Origin of the sequence: Pseudomonas sp. YL2, from assembly GCF_023063025.1 — a bacterium.
Taxonomy (GTDB): domain Bacteria; phylum Pseudomonadota; class Gammaproteobacteria; order Pseudomonadales; family Pseudomonadaceae; genus Aquipseudomonas; species Aquipseudomonas putida_A.
In genome coordinates this window covers 85,519-102,657 of the sequence record NZ_JAJSLU010000012.1, presented here as the reverse complement: position 1 = coordinate 102,657, position 17,139 = coordinate 85,519, and the positions used below count along the sequence as shown (strand labels likewise).

Sequence of the window (17,139 nt, the reverse complement as noted above, 5' to 3'; positions counted from 1 at the left end):
CTATAGAGTTATGCGCATGGCTCATCAATCTTCTGATCGACATAGCCAAATTTGGGGGGCATGCCTATCAATGTGGAAGGGGAGCTTGCTCCCGAAGGCGTCGGAACAGTTCGTCTATGAGTTGAATGACACACCGCTTTCGCGAGCAAGCCCGCTCCCACATTGGGAATGCATTCCAATGTGGGAATGGGTTTGTGCCCACGGAGAATGCAATCCTGGTGGGGAAATAGCTTGTTCCCACAGGGCAATGCAGTCCAAATGTGGGAGCGGGCTTGCTCGCGAAGAGGCCCCTACAAGCGACATCAATGCCCGCCAACCACCATGTGCGTAAACGGCGCCACATACGCCTGCAATGTCACCAGCCCGCCCACCAGGATGGCCAGCACGATCGAGTGGAAGAACACGTAGCGCAGAATCTCGCCTTCATGCCCATACCAGCGGGTGGCGGTGGAGGCGACCACGATCGATTGCGCATCGACCATTTTGCCCATCACCCCGCCGGAGCTATTGGCTGCGGCCATCAGTACCGGGCTGATGCCGAGCTGTTCCGAGGTCACCCGTTGCAGTCCGCCGAACAGCACGTTCGAGGCCGTGTCCGAACCGGTCAACGCGACGCCGAGCCAGCCGAGCAGAGTGCCGAACATCGGGTAGAACACCCCGGTCGCGGCAAACGCCAGACCCATGGTGGCGTCCAGTCCGGAATAACGCGTGAGGAACCCCAGCGCCAGCATCGCCGCAATGGTGATCAGCGAAAAGCGCACCACCCACAACGTGCGCAGGTATTGCTTGATCAGTTGCGGGATCGAATAGCCCATCAGCAGCCCGCCGACAATAGCCGCCAGCAGGATGCCGCTGCCGGTGGCAGTGAACCAGGTGAACTTGTAGATCGCCTCTTCGGCTTTCGGCGCCGGCACCACCGGCGGGACTTTCTGCACTTGCAGGTGCAGGGTGGTAAAGGTCAGCGCCGGGGAGAAAATCGGGTTGGCCTCATTCAGCGGTTTGCCTTGCGCATCGAGTTTGACCGAATGGGTTACCGGGTCCAGCGCCGGGCGCACGTCGAAGATGTTCTTGAAGCCCTGGGTGCCCCAGGCGAACACGAATACGGTGAGGATGATCCACGGCATCCACGCACGCATCACCGCCGGGCGCGCCTGATCGCTGAAAGCGCCGCTGGCGGTGACTTTTTCTTCCTCGACCCGGGAGTTGTCGACCCGCCCGGACAGGGCGGCCGAGGTGTACACCGTCGCCGGTTTCCAGACCCGCAGAAACAGGGTCAGGCAGGCCATGGAAATCAGCGCGGCGATCACGTCCACCAGCATCGGCCCGTGGTAGTTCGACACGAGGAATTGCGGCACCGCGAAGCTGACCCCGGCCACCAGAATCGCCGGCCAGATCTCCAGCATCTTGCGCCACCCGGCAAACGCCCAGATCAGCCAGAACGGCACCAGCACCGAGAAAAACGGCAGTTGCCGACCGACCATCATCGACAGCTCCATCTCGTCCAGCCCGGTGACCTTGGCCAGGGTGATGATCGGCGTGCCGAGGGCGCCGAACGCCACCGGTGCGGTGTTGGCAATCAGCGCCAGCCCCGAGGCGGCCAACGGCGAAAAACCGAGGCCGATCAGAATCGCCCCGGTCACCGCCACCGGCGTGCCGAACCCGGCCGCGCCTTCGAAAAACGCGCCGAAGCAGAACGCGATCAGCAGCAGCTGCAAACGCCGGTCATCGGTGATGCGTGCGAGGGAATCCTGCAGCACTTTGAACGAGCCGTTCTCGGTGGTCAGGCGGTGCAGAAAAATGATGTTGAGCACGATCCAGCCGATCGGCAGTAAACCATTGGCCGCGCCGAACAACGCCGCCGAACCGGCCATGCTCGCCGGCATGCCGAAGGCGAAGATCGAAATCAATAATGCCGAAGCCAGGGCGAGCAGGGCGGCGAGGTGCGCCTTGACGTGAAAGAACGCCAGCGCCGCGAGCATCACCACCACCGGCACCGCGGCCATGAGCGTGGAGATCAGCGGGTTGCCGAACGGGTCGTAGATTTGCTGCCAGACCATGATCCACCTCTGCTTGTTGTTATCGAGGCGCAGATCCATTGCGTGGGAGTCGGTAAGCAGCAGTATAGGTGGCATTTCGCCGCTGCCCGGATGCAGGCGGCGGGCCGATCAACGGTCGTGCCCGGTCAGTGAATCAAAGTCCTTTTGACCGGTCGTATCAGCGGCTGCGCGCACTGCGTCCTGAAGGCGCGGGCAGTGACAGCCGTTCCGTCGTCAAGACCTTGGTTTTAGGGAAGTGTTGAATGAAGCGCGCTACAACGATGCTGCTGACCGTGACCGCCGCCGTATTGCTGGCAGGCTGTGTGGCGGACTTTGATGATGACCACCGCCACGGGCGGCATTACGACCGCGATCACGGGCGTTATTACGACCATGACCGGCGTTGGGATGACCGTGATGACGGGCGCCGCGACGGACGCCGTTACTACCGTGATCGTGATGATGACTGAGTGAATGCCAAGAGGGCGTTCCCGCAACGGGAACGCCCTCGTCGATTAAAAATGAGCGCTCGCCCGGACGCTGGAATGCGCAGGCGCGGTGGCCTCGAGATCCAGCAAATGGGTGGCGAGTATGTCGCTCAGAAAGCGGAACTGATCGTTGATGCCGACCACTTCATTGCTGAAATGATTGCTCGCGGCGGGCATCAGCACATCATCGAAATCTTCGTTGAACAGCAGCGCCTGGGTCTTGCGCGAGACGACTTGCTGGTCGTAGTAGTTGCTGCCGAACACCGGGAAGCTCACGGAGAGGGTGATGGTGCGAATCATGATGGGTACTCCTCGTTGCGTCTCGGATGGGTGAATCGTGCCTTCGCCGGGCGGCGGGCGGAAGGCAAACGTGGCGATGGTGAATATCGACGGCGTTGATGGTTGATGCTTCCCCCTGTGGGAGCGGGCTTGCTCGCGAAAGCGGTGGGTCAGCCATGAAGATGTTGGCTGTGCCGGCCCCTTCGCGAGCAAGCCCGCTCCCACAGGGGGAACGCATTTCAAAGTGAGAGCGCCCGTCCGGCCACAAACGACAAATGGCCCAATACCCGCACCTATACTCAAATCTGTTTCCTCCATTCAAGGACTCCACCACCGTGAACCTGCGTGCGCTGAGCCTCGCCGCACTGTGTCTGCTGGCTGGCTGCGCCTCCTCGGCGCGGGACCCGGTGGCGCCGCGAGCGGTGGTGGTATCGCCGGCGACCTGGCAGCAGATCGATCGCGACATCGTCAGCGCCTCGCAGCAATCCACCGAGCAAGTCAAAGTATTTGCCCGTGGCTCAATGGAACATTGGCGCACTCGCGTCTATCAGCAAACTGAAGAAAATTTCATTCCGTGGTTCAGCAGCTATTGGACTCAGGAATGGCTGTCGATGAAGGTCAGTTGGTACACCATCAGTGCCGGCGGCGAGCAGGACGCTTCGGCCAAGCGCCTGGCGAGCTATCTGCTTGAGCAATATCAGGAAAGAGTGCTGGCACCGGTGGCGGTGGAGATCGATCCGGATGCGATCCTCGGGCAGGCCACGGCGTTCTACGCGCAACTGATGGCCCAGCAGATGCCGCTCATCGCCCAGCGTTACGGTGTGCCGGTGGCCCAGCTCAACGGGCGTCTGCAGAAGGTCCCGGCGATTGCCCTCGGGCCGCCGCCGGCGCGTGATGCGTCGCTGTATCAAATCATCAGCACCGAGCCGCTGAACACCTTGCCGGCGTATGCCGCGCTGATCGACAAGATCCACACCGAAGGCGGCAGCAAGGGCATCGCTTCGACCGACGCCGGCATGGCCCCCGTGGCCAAACGCGCCAGCCAGCGGATGGAGGCGGAAATGGCTCCACGCGGTGCCGCCAGCGCCGTGGCGGCTGCGGCGGGCAAGTTGGTCGGCGGGGTGATCTCGATCGGCGTGGCGGGCATCCGCGCGATCATCCAGGCCAACGACCGGCCCGACAGCGAAGCGCTGATTCGCAGCAGCCTGGGCAGCACCTTCGACAAGACCTGGGCGAAACTGCTGCAAAACCCGACCACCGGAGTCATGGCCGGAACCCTGCATATCGCCGGGCAGGTCGAGGGCAGCCTTGGCGGGGGCGAACAACCGTCGGTCGGGCAGGGCGTGAATCGTGTCGAATGGCAGCCGCCGCAATCGACTACCCGGCAGATCGAACCCACCGTGCAAGGAGAGTGATCATGGCTTACATCGATATTTTTGTAGCACCCGTGCCGAATGCCAATCGCGAACAGTACAAAAAACACTGTGAGATCGCCGCGAAACTGTTCAAGGAATACGGAGCGAAGGAGGTGGTTCAGTGCTGGGGCGATGACGTGCCGGAAGGCAAAGTCACGTCATTCCCGATGGCGGTGAAACTCAAGGACGGCGAGACGGTGTCGTCCGGCTGGCTGATTTGGCCCGACAAGGCCACCCGCGATGCCGGTATGGCAAAGATGATGGAAGACCCGCGCATGCAACCGGACGTCAATCCAATGGGGTTTGATGGGCAGCGGATGATCTTTGGGGGCTTCAAGAACATTCTTGAAGCCTGAAGACCAACGCAAATCCATTGTGGGAGCGGGCTTGCTCGCGAAGGGGCCGGCACAGCCGATATCTTCATGGCTGACCCACCGCTTTCGCGAGCAAGCCCGCTCCCACCCCGGAGTTGTGGTGTGCCCACGATTGTCGTCATCCTGCGAAACCCTGTGGGAGCGGGCTTGCTCGCGAAGGGGCCGGCACTGCCAATTTCTTCGTGGCTGACCCACCGCTTTCGCGAGCAAGCCCGCTCCCACAATGGCCTGTGATCACTCTGGAGAGGGGGTGATCCGGCAGCCTTTGCGGTTGCGAATCTGCTCGTCCGTGGGCCGTTCGCGGACGAATTCGAAACGCGGTTCACCTTCGCTGTAATGCACCAGCCAGCCCCATTCCAGCTCGGTTTCATCCTGCCCGGGGCTGGGTGGCCGGGCCCACCACGGTTCTTTGCTGAGGATCTCGCGCATGGCGACCTCCGGTTCGATGGCAATCCTTGAACTATAGCCGGGCGTCGCCAGTCGTCAGAGAAGCCTGTGTAGAATCGGCTGATCGACGAGCGAAGGAGTTGGCCCATGACCGATGATGCGCGCAGGGATGAACCGTTCAAGCGACTGTTTTTTGCCCTCGACTGCCCGCCACCGCAACGCAAGGCCATTGCCCAGTGGCGCGGCGAGCTGGGGTTGCGCACCGGCAAAGCGGTGCCGGCGGATAACTTTCACCTGACGCTGCTGTTTCTCGGTGCCGTACCGCTGGCGCAGATCCATGAAGTCTGCGAAGCCGCTGGCAAGGTGCGCACGCCGGGTGAGCCATTGAAGATTGCGCTGGATCGTCTGCAGGTCTGGCATCGGGCGGGGATTCTGTCTCTGGCGCCGGAACACGCGCCGCCGGCGCTGTTGCGCCTGGTGTATGCGCTGGAGCAGGCGATGCTGCCGTTCGGCTTCGAAGAATCACCACGCGAGTTTCGCCCGCACCTGACCCTGGCCCGTGACTATCGAACAGAGGCGCCGGAGGCCACTACGCCGCCGGAGTTTTTCCTGCGCGCCGAGCGCTTTGCCTTGTTCGAATCGCGCAAGGGTCGCTATCGAATCCTGCAGGATTGGCCATTGAATTGAGCGCAGAAAAAAAGGCGCCCGAGGGCGCCTGAAATTCACCTGAGCCGAGGGAGCCAGGTGAGGCCGTTCATTGCAGGGTGCAGCGGTGGTAAGGCGCTGCGTGAACGGGAAACCGTAAACTTTCAAGCTGACACCTATCTCCTGTGGGAGTGGGCTTGCTCACGAAGGCGTCAGGTCAGTCAATTCATCTGTGCCTGACACTGCGCTTTCGCGAGCAAGCCCGCTCCCACAGGGGTATTTGGTTACTTACCGAGCTTCACCCGGGTCCAGCCGCGGGTCATGATCCGCTGCGTGGCAATCGGCTGATCCGGCACCGCATACAACGTCGCCATTACCGCCTGCGACGGATACGAACCCGGATCGTTGCGGATCGCTTCGTCCACCAGTGGCGTCGCCGCCGAGTTGGCGTTGCTGTAGCCGTTGCTGTTGGTGATCTCGGCGATGATGTCCGGGCGCATCAGGAAGTTCATGAACAGGTAGGCGTTCTCGACGTTCGCCGCATCGCGCGGGATCGCGACCATGTCGTAGAAGCTGCCGGCGCCTTCCTTTGGAATGCTGTAATCGATCTGCACTTTGTTGCCGGCTTCTACCGCGCGGGCCTTGGCCTGCAGCACGTCACCGGAGTAACCGACCGCCACGCAAATATTGCCGTTGGCCAGGTCCGAGATGTACTTCGAAGAATGGAAGTACGCCACGTACGGGCGGATCTTCATGAACAGTGCTTCGGCTTCGAGGATGTGCGCCTTGTCCTTGTCGTTCACCGGGTAGCCCAGATAGTGCAGGGCGGCCGGGATCATTTCGGTCGGCGAGTCGAGGAAACTGATGCCACAGGCTTTCAGCTTCTCGGCGTTTTCCGGCTTGAACAGCAAGTCCCAGGAGTTGGTCGGGGCCTTGGCGCCGAGCACTTCCTTGACCTTGTCCGGGTTGAAACCGATGCCGATCGAGCCCCACATGTACGGGAACGCGTGAGCGTTGTCCGGATCACTGGCAGAGGCGTTTTTCAGCAGCACCGGGTTGAGGTTCTTCCAGTTCGACAGCTTCGATTTGTCCAGCGGCTGATAGACCCCGGCCTTGATCTGCTTGGCCAGGAAACTGTTGGACGGCACGACGATGTCGTAACCGGATTTGCCCGCCAGCAAACGCGCCTCGAGGGTCTCGTTGCTGTCGAACACGTCGTAGGTCACCTGGATGCCGGTCTCGTCTTCGAACTTCTTGACGGTGTCCGGCGCGATGTAATCGGACCAGTTGTAAACACGCAGCACCTTGTCGTTGGCCTGGACGCCCGTGGCGATTGCGCCCATTAAGGACAGTGTCAGCAGAGTCCTGCCAAACATTTTCATCGGTGAAACTCCATTCTTTTTATTCAAAAACACAAACCGGGTGTACGTAAAACCTGTGGCGAGGGAGCTTGCTCCCGCTGGGCTGCGAAGCAGCCCCAAAAATCTTGTGAGCGCTGCGCACTCAAGCGGGAGCAAGCTCCCTCGCCACAGTTGTTCATCACAGTTGTTCATCGGTGTTGCTTAGGCGGTGGCTGCGCGCTGAGGCTGCCACGCCTCATTCGCCGTCTGATCCATCGCTTCCTGAATCGCCTTCTTGCGGTTGGATTCTGCCTTGCGGCCGAAGTACCAGACCAGGAAGGTCACCAGCGACACCGCGAGCAGAATCAGGCTGGCCACGGCGTTGATCTCAGGCTTCACGCCCAGGCGCACCGCCGAGAACACTTCCATCGGCAGCGTGGTCGAGCCCGGGCCGGAAACGAAGCTCGCCAGCACCAGGTCATCCAGCGACAGGGCGAACGACATCATCCCGCCCGCTGCCAGCGACGGCGCGATCATTGGAATGGTGATCAGGAAAAACACCTTGAACGGCTTGGCCCCCAGATCCATCGCGGCTTCTTCGATCGACAGATCCAGCTCCCGCAGGCGGGCGGAGACTACCACCGCCACATAGGCGGCACAAAACGTGGTGTGGGCGATCCAGATCGTGACGATGCCACGCTCCTGCGGCCAGCCGATCAACTGCGCCATCGCCACGAACAGCAGCAACAGCGACAGACCGGTGATCACCTCAGGCATCACCAGTGGCGCCGTCACCAGACCGCCAAACAGCGTGCGACCCTTGAAGCGCGTCACTCGCGTCAGGACGAAGGCGGCGAGGGTGCCCAGTGCGACGGCGGCAATCGCGGTGTAGCAGGCGATTTCCAGCGAGCGCACCACCGAGCCCATCAGTTGCGTGTTGTCGAGCAGGCCGACGTACCATTTCACTGACCAGCCTCCCCATACCGTCACCAGTTTCGAGGCGTTGAACGAGTAGATCACCAGAATCAGCATCGGCAGATAAATGAACATCAGGCCGAAGATCAACATGAACTTGGAAAAACCGAAGCGTTTCATCCCCGTGCCTCCATCTCTTTGGCCTGGCTGCGGTTGAACAGCAGAATCGGCACAATCAGGATCAACAGCATCACCACCGCCAGCGCAGACGCCACCGGCCAGTCGCGGTTATTGAAGAACTCTTGCCATAGCACACGACCGATCATCAGCGTCTCCGGGCCACCCAGCAGTTCCGGAATCACGAACTCGCCGACCACTGGAATGAACACCAGCATGCAGCCGGCGATGATGCCGTTCTTGGCCAGCGGCACGGTGATTTTCCAGAAGTTGTTGAAGTTGCTCGAACCTAGATCCGACGCGGCTTCCAGCAGGCTGCCATCGTGCTTCACCAGGTTGGCGTACAACGGCAGCACCATGAATGGCAGGTACGCATACACCACGCCGATATACACCGCGGTGTTGGTGTTGAGGATCTCGATCGGGTGATCGGTGAGCCCGGTCCACATCAGAAACGCGTTGAGCAGACCGTTGTTGCTGAGGATGCCCATCCACGCATAAACGCGGATCAGGATCGCGGTCCAGGTCGGCATCATGATCAACAGCAGCAGGACGTTTTGCGCTTCCTTGCTCGCCTTGGTGATTGCGTAGGCCATCGGGAAACCGATCACCAGGCACATCAGCGTGCTCAGCGCTGCGACTTTCAGCGAACCGAGGTAGGCCGACAGGTACAGCTCGTCTTCGCCGAGCATGGTGTAGTTGCCGATGTTGAGCATCAGCTGGAATTTCTGTTCGGCGTAGGTGTAGATCTCCGAGTACGGCGGGATCGACAGCGCGGCTTCCGAGAAGCTGATCTTCATCACCAGGAAGAACGGCAGCATGAAGAACAGGAACAGCCAGATGAACGGGATGCCGATGACGAACTTTCGCCCGCTGGGCACCAGGCGCAGGAATTGCTGATTGAAGGTTCTCATGAGCGCAGTACCACGCCGCTGTCGTCTTCCCACCAGACGTAGACCTTGTCGTCCCAGGTCGGCCGCGCGCCACGGCGTTCGGCGTTGGCCATGAACGACTGGACGATTTTGCCGCCCGGCAGCTCGACGTAGAACACCGAGTGGCCGCCGAGGTAGGCGATGTCATGCACCTTGCCTTCGGACCAGTTGTAGCGGACTTCGGGTTTGATGGTGCTGACGAGCATTTTTTCCGGGCGGATTGCGTAGGTGATCGACTTGTCCTGCACCGACGTGCTGACGCCGTGGCCGACGTAGATCTTCTGCTGCAGGTCCGGGCTGTGGATGATCGCGTGACCTTCAAGGTCTTCCACCACGGTGCCGTCGAAGGCGTTCACGTTACCGATGAATTCGCAGACCATGCGGCTGACCGGCGCTTCATAGATGTCGACCGGGCTGCCGATCTGGGCGATCCAGCCCAGATGCATGATCGCGATGCGCTCGGCCATGGTCATGGCTTCTTCCTGGTCGTGGGTCACCATCACGCAGGTCACGCCGACGCGCTCGATGATCTCCACCAGTTCCAGTTGCATCTGCGAGCGCAGCTTTTTATCCAGCGCGCCCATCGGCTCGTCGAGCAGCAACAGCTTTGGACGTTTAGCGAGGGAGCGGGCAAGGGCGACGCGCTGGCGCTGACCGCCGGACAACTGATGGGGTTTGCGTTTGGCGTATTGGGTCATGTGCACCAGGCGCAGCATCTCTTCGACACGGGCATCGATTTCGCTGGCCGGCAAACGGTCCTGCTTGAGGCCGAAGGCGATGTTCTGCGCCACAGTCATGTGCGGGAACAGCGCGTAGGACTGGAACATCATGTTGATCGGCCGCTCGTACGGCGGCATGTCGGTGATGTCCACACCGTCGAGCAGAATCCGCCCTTCAGTCGGCCGCTCGAAACCGGCGAGCATGCGCAGCAGGGTCGATTTGCCCGAGCCGGAGCCACCGAGCAGGGCAAAGATTTCGCCCTGATGGATCTCCAGGGACACATCGTCCACGGCCGTGGTTTCGTCGAACTTCTTGGTGACACGATCGACTTTCACCAGAACCTTTTTCGGTTGCTGGTGGCCTTCAAGTGCCTTCCGGTAAGTGCTGGAGGCGTTTGCCATGTGAAACTCCCAACAGGTTTCGTTCGCTCGGCCAACGTGGCCGGGCTTAAGTGGATTGCAAGCCTGTAAGCGCAATTTCAGTCATTACATATCCCCCTGTAGGAGTGAGCCTGCTCGCGATGAGGCCATCTCAGTCGACATCTCTGTTGACTGGTCTTCTGCTATCGCGAGCAGGCTCACTCCTACAGGGGAATTGCGCATGCCTGACTGACCTTGCGCTGCCGAGGGCTTGGTCGGCGCCGCCGTCCTGGCTGCCTGGGTCGTACTTGTTGTTATTACGGTTTGTTGTTTTCACGGATGACGGATGCGCACACGCGCAACCGCCGACCCCGTGGGGGCAGTAAACAGTTTTGAAATCCTGGGTTGAGTCAGCGCTGGTTGCGTCGCGCTGCCCGTTGCCGGCAGGCCTCGCCGAATGCCTGGAAAATCTTCAGGTAGTTCGGGTTGTCCAGCACCTGCCATTCCGGGTGCCATTGCACGCCGAGGGCGAAGGTCGGGCTGTGCTCGACCGAGATCGCCTCGATCAGGCCATCCGGCGCCACCGCTTCGGCACGCAGGCCGGGCGCGAGGCGGTCGATGCCCTGGCTGTGAATCGAGTTGACCTGGAACTCGCCCGGCAACGCCAGCGCTTCGAACACACCGCCCGCCAGCACGCTCACGGCATGCGCCGGTGCGTATTGCACGGCCACGTCCGGGCTGTCGGCTTCACGGTGATCGAGCATGCCCGGCAGTTCGTGCACCTTTTGGTGCAGGCTGCCACCGAAGGCCACGTTCATTTCCTGGAAGCCACGGCAAATGCCGAGCACCGGAACGCCCGCCGCAATAGCTGCACGCAATAAAGGAAGGGTGGTGGCGTCCCGCGCCGGATCGTGATCCGTACCGGGTTCGCTGGCCGGGCCTTGATAGTGGAAGGGCTCCACGTTCGAGGGTGAGCCGGTCAGCAACAGACCGTCGAGTTGACCGAGCAGGTCTTCGATTTCAGTCAGTTTGCCAAGGGAAGGAATGACCACTGGAAGACCCCGAGCGCCAACGCTGACGGCACGTACGTACTTGTCGCCGCTGATGTGATAGGGGTGCAGGCCAATCTGTTTGACGCACGCAGTAACGCCGATCAATGGCTTGAATGCCATTTTTATTCACCTCGAAGTTTGACACTTGAACGAGCTTTTCCGGAGCTTAGCCTCGTTGATTTTAATTAACAACTGCCATGTAAAAAATTCTAAACGCCGTTCATCCAATCTTCATGATTCCAGGCCTTGCGGCGCCTGCATTGGCACGTGAGTGTTAAAAAAAGCCCGAAAAATAAACGCTGAGCGGCCAGGTGTTCGCTATTGACTTCACTTTGCCTTTCGGATTGACTGGCTCGGCGAAACAGCGGTGAACATAATAATTAACAGCTAAATAGGTGCATCATGTCGGTCCCTCTGCGTGCCGTTCAACTCAACGAAGCAAACGCATTCCTTAAGAAACATCCTGAGGTTTTGTACGTCGACCTTCTGATTGCAGACATGAACGGTGTGGTGCGCGGCAAGCGCATCGAGCGCACCAGTCTTCACAAGGTTTACGAGAAAGGCATCAACCTGCCGGCCTCGCTCTTCGCTCTCGATATCAATGGCTCCACGGTGGAAAGCACCGGCCTGGGCCTGGACATCGGCGACGCCGACCGCATCTGCTACCCGATCCCTGGCACCCTGAGCATCGAGCCGTGGCAGAAGCGCCCAACCGCACAACTGCTGATGACCATGCACGAGATCGAGGGCGAGCCGTTCTTCGCCGACCCGCGTGAAGTGCTGGCCAATGTGGTGCGCAAATTCGACGAACTGGGGCTGACCATCTGCGCCGCGTTCGAACTCGAGTTCTACCTGATCGACCAGGACAACGTGAACGGCCGTCCACAGTCGCCACGTTCGCCGGTGTCCGGCAAGCGCCCGGTGTCGACTCAGGTGTATCTGATCGACGATCTCGACGAATACGTCGACTGCCTCCAGGACATTCTGGAAGGCGCGAAAGAGCAGGGCATTCCGGCTGACGCCATCGTCAAGGAAAGCGCCCCGGCGCAATTCGAAGTCAACCTGCATCACGTCTCCGACCCGATCAAGGCCTGCGACTACGCGGTGTTGCTCAAGCGTCTGGTGAAGAACATCGCCTATGACCACGAGATGGACACCACCTTCATGGCCAAGCCGTATCCGGGCCAGGCGGGCAACGGTCTGCACGTTCACATTTCGATCCTGGACAAAGAAGGCAACAACATCTTCGCCAGCGAGGATCCCGAGCAGAACGCCGCGCTGCGCCACGCGATCGGCGGTGTGCTGGAGACCCTGCCTGCGCAAATGGCGTTCCTGTGCCCGAACGTCAACTCGTACCGCCGCTTCGGCGCGCAGTTCTACGTGCCGAACTCGCCGAGCTGGGGCATCGACAACCGCACCGTTGCGGTACGTGTACCGACCGGTTCGGCTGACGCCGTGCGCATCGAACATCGCGTGGCCGGTGCCGACGCCAACCCGTACCTGCTGATGGCTTCGGTACTGGCCGGCATTCACCACGGCCTGACCAACCAGATCGAGCCGGGCGCGCCGGTTGAAGGCAATAGCTACGAGCAGAACGAACAAAGCCTGCCGAACAATCTGCGCGACGCATTGCGTGAGCTGGACGACAGCGAAGTCATGGCCAAGTACATCGACCCGATGTACATCGACGTGTTCGTCGCGTGCAAGGAAAGCGAGCTGGCCGAGTTCGAGAACTCGATTTCCGACCTTGAGTACAACTGGTATCTGCATACGGTGTGATTTGCAGACCAACACCGACCCAATGTGGGAGCGGGCTTGCTCGCGAAAGCGGAGTATCTCGCAATGAAGACGTTGGATGTAACGACGCCTTCGCGAGCAAGCCCGCTCCCACAGGGGATTCGGCTACCCAATTCGATTGACGGGTGTTCGCCCGTCATCCACCCCTTGTCGAGCCACAACCATGACAACCACACGCAACGACTGGGAACAACGCTTCCAGTCCCTGACCATCGAATCCCGCGCGTTCATCAACGGTGAATATCGCCCGGCGATCAGCGGCGCTACCTTCGAATGCCTGAGCCCCGTCGACGGCCGTTTTCTCGCCTCCGTGGCCAGCACCGATGAAGCCGACGCCAACCTCGCCGTCGAAGTCGCGCGCCAATCGTTCAACTCCGGCGTGTGGGCCAACAAAGCCCCGGCCGAGCGCAAACGCATCCTGATCCGCTTCGCCGATCTGATCCTGCAACACCAGGAAGAACTGGCGCTGCTGGAAACCCTCGACATGGGTAAACCGATCAGCGACTCGATGAGCATCGACATTCCGGCGACCGCCAACGCGATCCGCTGGAGCGCCGAGGCCATCGACAAGATCTACGACGAAGTTGCCGCCACCCCGCACGATCAACTCGGCCTGGTGACCCGCGAGCCATCCGGCGTAGTCGCCGCGATCGTGCCGTGGAACTTCCCGCTGATCATGGCCAGCTGGAAGTTCGCCCCGGCGCTGGCGGCGGGTAACTCGTTCATTCTCAAGCCTTCGGAAAAGTCGCCACTGACCGCGATCCGCATCGCCCAGCTCGCGCTGGACGCGGGCATTCCGAAAGGCGTGTTCAACGTCCTGCCGGGCTTCGGCCACACCGTCGGCAAGGCGCTGGCGCTGCACATGGACGTCGACGTGCTGGCCTTCACCGGCTCCACGGCGATTGCCAAGCAACTGATGATTTATGCCGGCCAGAGCAACATGAAACGCGTCTGGCTCGAAGCCGGTGGCAAGAGCCCGAACGTGGTGTTTGCCGACGCTCCGGACTTGCGCGCGGCCGCCCAGGCTGCGGCCGGTGCGATCGCCTTCAACCAGGGCGAAGTGTGCACCGCCGGTTCGCGTTTGCTGGTCGAGCGTTCGATCCGCGAGCAATTCATCCCGCTGCTGGTGGAAGCGCTGCAAGCGTGGAAGCCGGGGCACGCCCTCGACCCGGCGACCACCGTCGGTGCCGTTGTGGATCAGCGTCAACTGGACAACGTACTGCGCTACATCAGCATCGGCCGTGAGCAGGGCGCCGAGCTGATTGCCGGCGGCCAGCGCACCCTCGAAGAAACCGGTGGCCTCTACGTGCAACCGGCGATCTTCGACGGCGTGACCAATGCGATGACCATCGCCCGCGAAGAAATCTTTGGCCCGGTGCTGTCGCTGATCACCTTCGACACCGTTGAAGAAGCGCTGCAAATCGCCAACGACAGTATCTTCGGCCTCGCCGCCGGTGTCTGGACCAGCAACCTGAGCAAGGCGCACACCTTCGCCCGTGGCCTGCGGGCCGGCAGCGTCTGGGTCAACCAGTACGACGGCGGCGACATGACCGCACCGTTCGGTGGCTTCAAACAGTCGGGCAACGGTCGCGACAAATCGCTGCACGCGTTCGACAAGTACACCGAGCTGAAAGCGACCTGGATCAAGCTCTGATTTTCTACAGCGGTGGTCGCCCTTGATGGGCGACCCTCGGAGAACAATAAAATGAAACAACAACACGTCAACAGCTACTACGCCGCCACGCGCAACGAAGTGATCGACTTCCCGACCCTTGAAGAGTCGGTCGAGTGCGATGTCTGCATCATTGGCGCCGGCTACACCGGCCTGTCCTCGGCGCTGTTTCTGAGCGAGGCCGGTTATAAAGTCACGGTGCTGGAAGCGGCGAAAGTCGGCTACGGCGCCAGTGGGCGCAATGGCGGGCAACTGGTCAACTCCTACAGCCGCGACGTCGATGTGATCGAAGAACGCTACGGCGACAAGACGGCGGAAATCCTCGGCAGTATGATCTTCGAGGGCGCCGACATCATCCGTTCGCGGATCAAGGACTACGACATCCAATGCGACTACCGCCCGGGCGGCATTTTCGCAGCGATGAACAAGAAACAACTCAACGGTCTGGCCGAGCAGAAGCGCAGTTGGGAACGCTACGGCAACAAGAACCTGAAGATGCTCGACGCCGCTGACATTCGTCGCGAAATCGGCTCCGACGCCTACGTTGGCGGCCTGCTGGATCTGCAGGGCGGTCACGTTCATCCGCTGAATCTGGCCCTCGGTGAAGCAGCGGCCATCGTGCGCCTGGGCGGCAAGATCTACGAGCAATCGGCTGCCGTGGAAATCAAATACGGCGAGCCGAACGTGGTGCGCACCGCCAAAGGCCAGGTGCGCGCCAAGTACCTGCTGATCGCCGGCAACGCCTACCTGTCGCAAGGTCTGGACAACCGCGTGACCGCGAAAAGCATGCCGTGCGGCTCGCAGATTGTCGTCACCGAACCTCTGACCGAGAAGCAGGCGCGCAGCCTGATTACCAACAACTATTGCGTCGAAGACTGCAACTACCTGCTGGATTACTACCGTCTCACGGCCGACAACCGTCTGCTGTACGGCGGCGGTGTGGTCTACGGCGCGCGGGAACCGGACGACATCGAACAACTGATCCGGCCGAAGATCCTCAAGACCTTCCCGCAGCTCAAGGACGTGAAAATCGACTACCGCTGGACCGGCAACTTCCTGCTGACCATGTCACGCATGCCGCAATTCGGCCGCATCGAGAAAAACGCCTATTACATGCAAGGCTACAGCGGCCACGGCGTCACCTGCTCGCACCTGGCCGGCAAACTGATCTCGGAAATGATCCGTGGCGACGCCGAACGCTTCGACGCCTTCGCCTCCCTGCCACACATGCCCATGATCGGCGGCCGCACCTTCTCCGCCCCATTGACCGCCCTCGGCGCCGTCTACTACTCGCTGCGCGACCGTTTCGGCATCTAGTTACCTCCCCGGCGGCGGTCCCCAAGACCCCGCCGGTTTTTTACCTTAAACACCAAGGTGCCCACTGTAGGAGTGAGCCTGCTCGCGATGGCGCCAGTACAGGCACCATCACTCCCACAGAAACACTGCAAACCCTGTGGGAGCTGGCTTGCCAGCGATGACTCCCTGACAACCGCCACAAAGCCAACTGATACAAAAGAGATCCAACTGTGGGAGCGAGCCTGCTCGCGAAGAGGCCATATCAACCAACATCGTTGTCGACTGACACACCGCTTTCGCGAGCAGGCTCGCTCCCACAGTGACTGTATTAACAAGGCAAGAGGGACTTTTGCCCCACCGTCCATCGAACCTGCTGAGCAACACCGGCAAACGTGATTTAATAGCCGCCTTTCACGGTTCCGGGACACGGGAGCAACGTGATCCGCGCGCCTTGCGCGGCACCCGCCACCCACCCCCATTACCCTTAAGTACTACTCACATAAGGCTGTCATGGATACGGGTTCTCGACTCAAACTAGTACGCGAAAGCTACAAACTCTCCCAGCGCGAGCTGGCCCGGCGTAGCGGCGTGACCAATGCCACCATCTCCCTGATCGAACAGAATCGCGTCAGTCCTTCCGTCAGCTCGCTGAAAAAGCTGCTCGAAGGCATCCCGATGTCCCTGGCCGACTTCTTCACCTTCGACCAGCCCCCGCGCGAACACCAATACGTCTTCCGCGCCAACGAACAACCCGACCTCGGCCGCCACGGTCTGCGCCTGCTGCTGATCGGCGCCTCGGTGCCGAGCCGTCAGATGCGCTTGCTGCGTGAGCAATACGCTCCGGGCGCGAGCTCCGGGGAAGAGCCGATCGTGCATGCGGAAGGCGAGGAGTGTGGGCTGGTGACGCGTGGAACGGTGGAGTTGACCGTTGATGGGCAGGTGAGCGTGTTGAATGCGGGGGATGGGTATTACTTTCCGACGACGTTGCCGCATAAATTCCGGAATATCGGGGCGGATGAGGCGGAGATTATCAGTGCGAATACGCCGGCGAACTTCTGATCGCTGTTTGGATTAGGTGTACGTTGTAAATGAATCCGACCCTGTGGCGAGGGAGCTTGCTCCCGCTCGGCGACGCAGTCGGCGTAATTCGCGGCGTGCGGTATGTCTGGAAGAAACGGACTATCCGGTTTTGGGGCCGCTTGGCAGCCCAGCGGGAGCAAGCTCCCTCGCCACATGAAGTGTTTTCCTACGAAGT

At 60.8% G+C, this 17,139-nt stretch carries 16 protein-coding genes; 8 read left to right on the top strand and 8 right to left on the bottom strand.

The features are described from left to right. Positions 1-302 precede the first annotated feature (302 nt). Positions 303-2,057: an L-lactate permease gene (locus LVD08_RS17950; protein WP_103367705.1), complete on the bottom strand. Its 1,755-nt coding sequence runs from the start codon at positions 2,055-2,057 to the stop codon at positions 303-305. 242 nt (positions 2,058-2,299) lie between these two features. Between LVD08_RS17950 and LVD08_RS17945 the strand changes: the two genes are divergently transcribed. Continuing rightward, the gene (locus LVD08_RS17945) at positions 2,300-2,506 is read left to right on the top strand and encodes a hypothetical protein (RefSeq protein WP_041073476.1); all 207 of its coding nucleotides are present in this window, start codon (positions 2,300-2,302) and stop codon (positions 2,504-2,506) included. Between the two features lie 45 nt (positions 2,507-2,551). Here the strand turns inward: LVD08_RS17945 and LVD08_RS17940 are convergent, their stop codons facing one another. Beyond that, a complete protein-coding gene (locus LVD08_RS17940; protein WP_003226119.1) occupies positions 2,552-2,824 on the bottom strand; it encodes a hypothetical protein in 273 nt (90 codons plus the stop codon). Between the two features lie 314 nt (positions 2,825-3,138). On the opposite strand from LVD08_RS17940, the gene LVD08_RS17935 reads away from it, so the two are divergent. After that, complete coding sequence (locus LVD08_RS17935) at positions 3,139-4,218, top strand: hypothetical protein (protein WP_247268819.1); 1,080 nt, start codon at positions 3,139-3,141, stop codon at positions 4,216-4,218. Positions 4,219-4,220: 2 nt separating this feature from the next. Beyond that, on the top strand, positions 4,221-4,574 hold the full coding sequence (locus tag LVD08_RS17930) for a DUF1428 domain-containing protein (protein WP_027611682.1): 354 nt from the start codon (positions 4,221-4,223) through the stop codon (positions 4,572-4,574). A gap of 252 nt (positions 4,575-4,826) precedes the next feature. On the opposite strand, the gene LVD08_RS17925 is transcribed toward LVD08_RS17930, so the two are convergent. Beyond that, positions 4,827-5,021, bottom strand: a complete 195-nt coding sequence (locus LVD08_RS17925) for a hypothetical protein (RefSeq protein WP_247268818.1) — start codon at positions 5,019-5,021, stop codon at positions 4,827-4,829. A gap of 105 nt (positions 5,022-5,126) precedes the next feature. Here LVD08_RS17925 and thpR point away from each other — a divergent pair, with 105 nt between their 5' ends. After that, positions 5,127-5,666: an RNA 2',3'-cyclic phosphodiesterase gene (thpR, locus tag LVD08_RS17920; RefSeq protein WP_247268817.1), complete on the top strand. Its 540-nt coding sequence runs from the start codon at positions 5,127-5,129 to the stop codon at positions 5,664-5,666. Between the two features lie 242 nt (positions 5,667-5,908). Here the strand turns inward: thpR and LVD08_RS17915 are convergent, their stop codons facing one another. The 5 genes from LVD08_RS17915 to LVD08_RS17895 all read right to left on the bottom strand — a co-directional run bounded on the left by LVD08_RS17915 (position 5,909) and on the right by LVD08_RS17895 (position 11,239). After that, complete coding sequence (locus tag LVD08_RS17915) at positions 5,909-7,006, bottom strand: polyamine ABC transporter substrate-binding protein (RefSeq protein WP_139054667.1); 1,098 nt, start codon at positions 7,004-7,006, stop codon at positions 5,909-5,911. 180 nt (positions 7,007-7,186) lie between these two features. Then, on the bottom strand, positions 7,187-8,059 hold the full coding sequence (locus tag LVD08_RS17910) for an ABC transporter permease subunit (RefSeq protein ID WP_247268816.1): 873 nt from the start codon (positions 8,057-8,059) through the stop codon (positions 7,187-7,189). Further along, positions 8,056-8,937: an ABC transporter permease subunit gene (locus LVD08_RS17905; protein WP_171061872.1), complete on the bottom strand. Its 882-nt coding sequence runs from the start codon at positions 8,935-8,937 to the stop codon at positions 8,056-8,058. The genes LVD08_RS17910 and LVD08_RS17905 overlap by 4 nt, the downstream gene beginning before the upstream one ends. Positions 8,938-8,966: 29 nt before the next feature. Next, positions 8,967-10,109 carry a polyamine ABC transporter ATP-binding protein gene (gene potA / locus LVD08_RS17900; protein ID WP_007962457.1) on the bottom strand — a complete coding sequence of 381 codons (1,143 nt, stop codon included), beginning with the start codon at positions 10,107-10,109 and terminating at the stop codon, positions 8,967-8,969. Between the two features lie 368 nt (positions 10,110-10,477). Beyond that, the gene (locus LVD08_RS17895) at positions 10,478-11,239 is read right to left on the bottom strand and encodes a gamma-glutamyl-gamma-aminobutyrate hydrolase family protein (RefSeq protein WP_247268815.1); all 762 of its coding nucleotides are present in this window, start codon (positions 11,237-11,239) and stop codon (positions 10,478-10,480) included. A 282-nt stretch (positions 11,240-11,521) separates the two neighbouring features. Here LVD08_RS17895 and LVD08_RS17890 point away from each other — a divergent pair, with 282 nt between their 5' ends. The 4 genes from LVD08_RS17890 to LVD08_RS17870 all read left to right on the top strand — a co-directional run bounded on the left by LVD08_RS17890 (position 11,522) and on the right by LVD08_RS17870 (position 16,943). Further along, entirely contained in the window at positions 11,522-12,898 is a 1,377-nt protein-coding gene (locus LVD08_RS17890; protein WP_027611689.1) for a glutamine synthetase family protein, read from the top strand. A gap of 181 nt (positions 12,899-13,079) precedes the next feature. After that, a complete protein-coding gene (locus tag LVD08_RS17880) occupies positions 13,080-14,570 on the top strand; it encodes an aldehyde dehydrogenase (protein ID WP_103370534.1) in 1,491 nt (496 codons plus the stop codon). A gap of 51 nt (positions 14,571-14,621) precedes the next feature. Beyond that, positions 14,622-15,905: an NAD(P)/FAD-dependent oxidoreductase gene (locus tag LVD08_RS17875; RefSeq protein WP_247268814.1), complete on the top strand. Its 1,284-nt coding sequence runs from the start codon at positions 14,622-14,624 to the stop codon at positions 15,903-15,905. 489 nt (positions 15,906-16,394) lie between these two features. Then, positions 16,395-16,943, top strand: coding sequence for a cupin domain-containing protein (locus tag LVD08_RS17870; RefSeq protein WP_003226097.1), 549 nt, complete (start codon positions 16,395-16,397; stop codon positions 16,941-16,943). Positions 16,944-17,139: the final 196 nt, after the last annotated feature.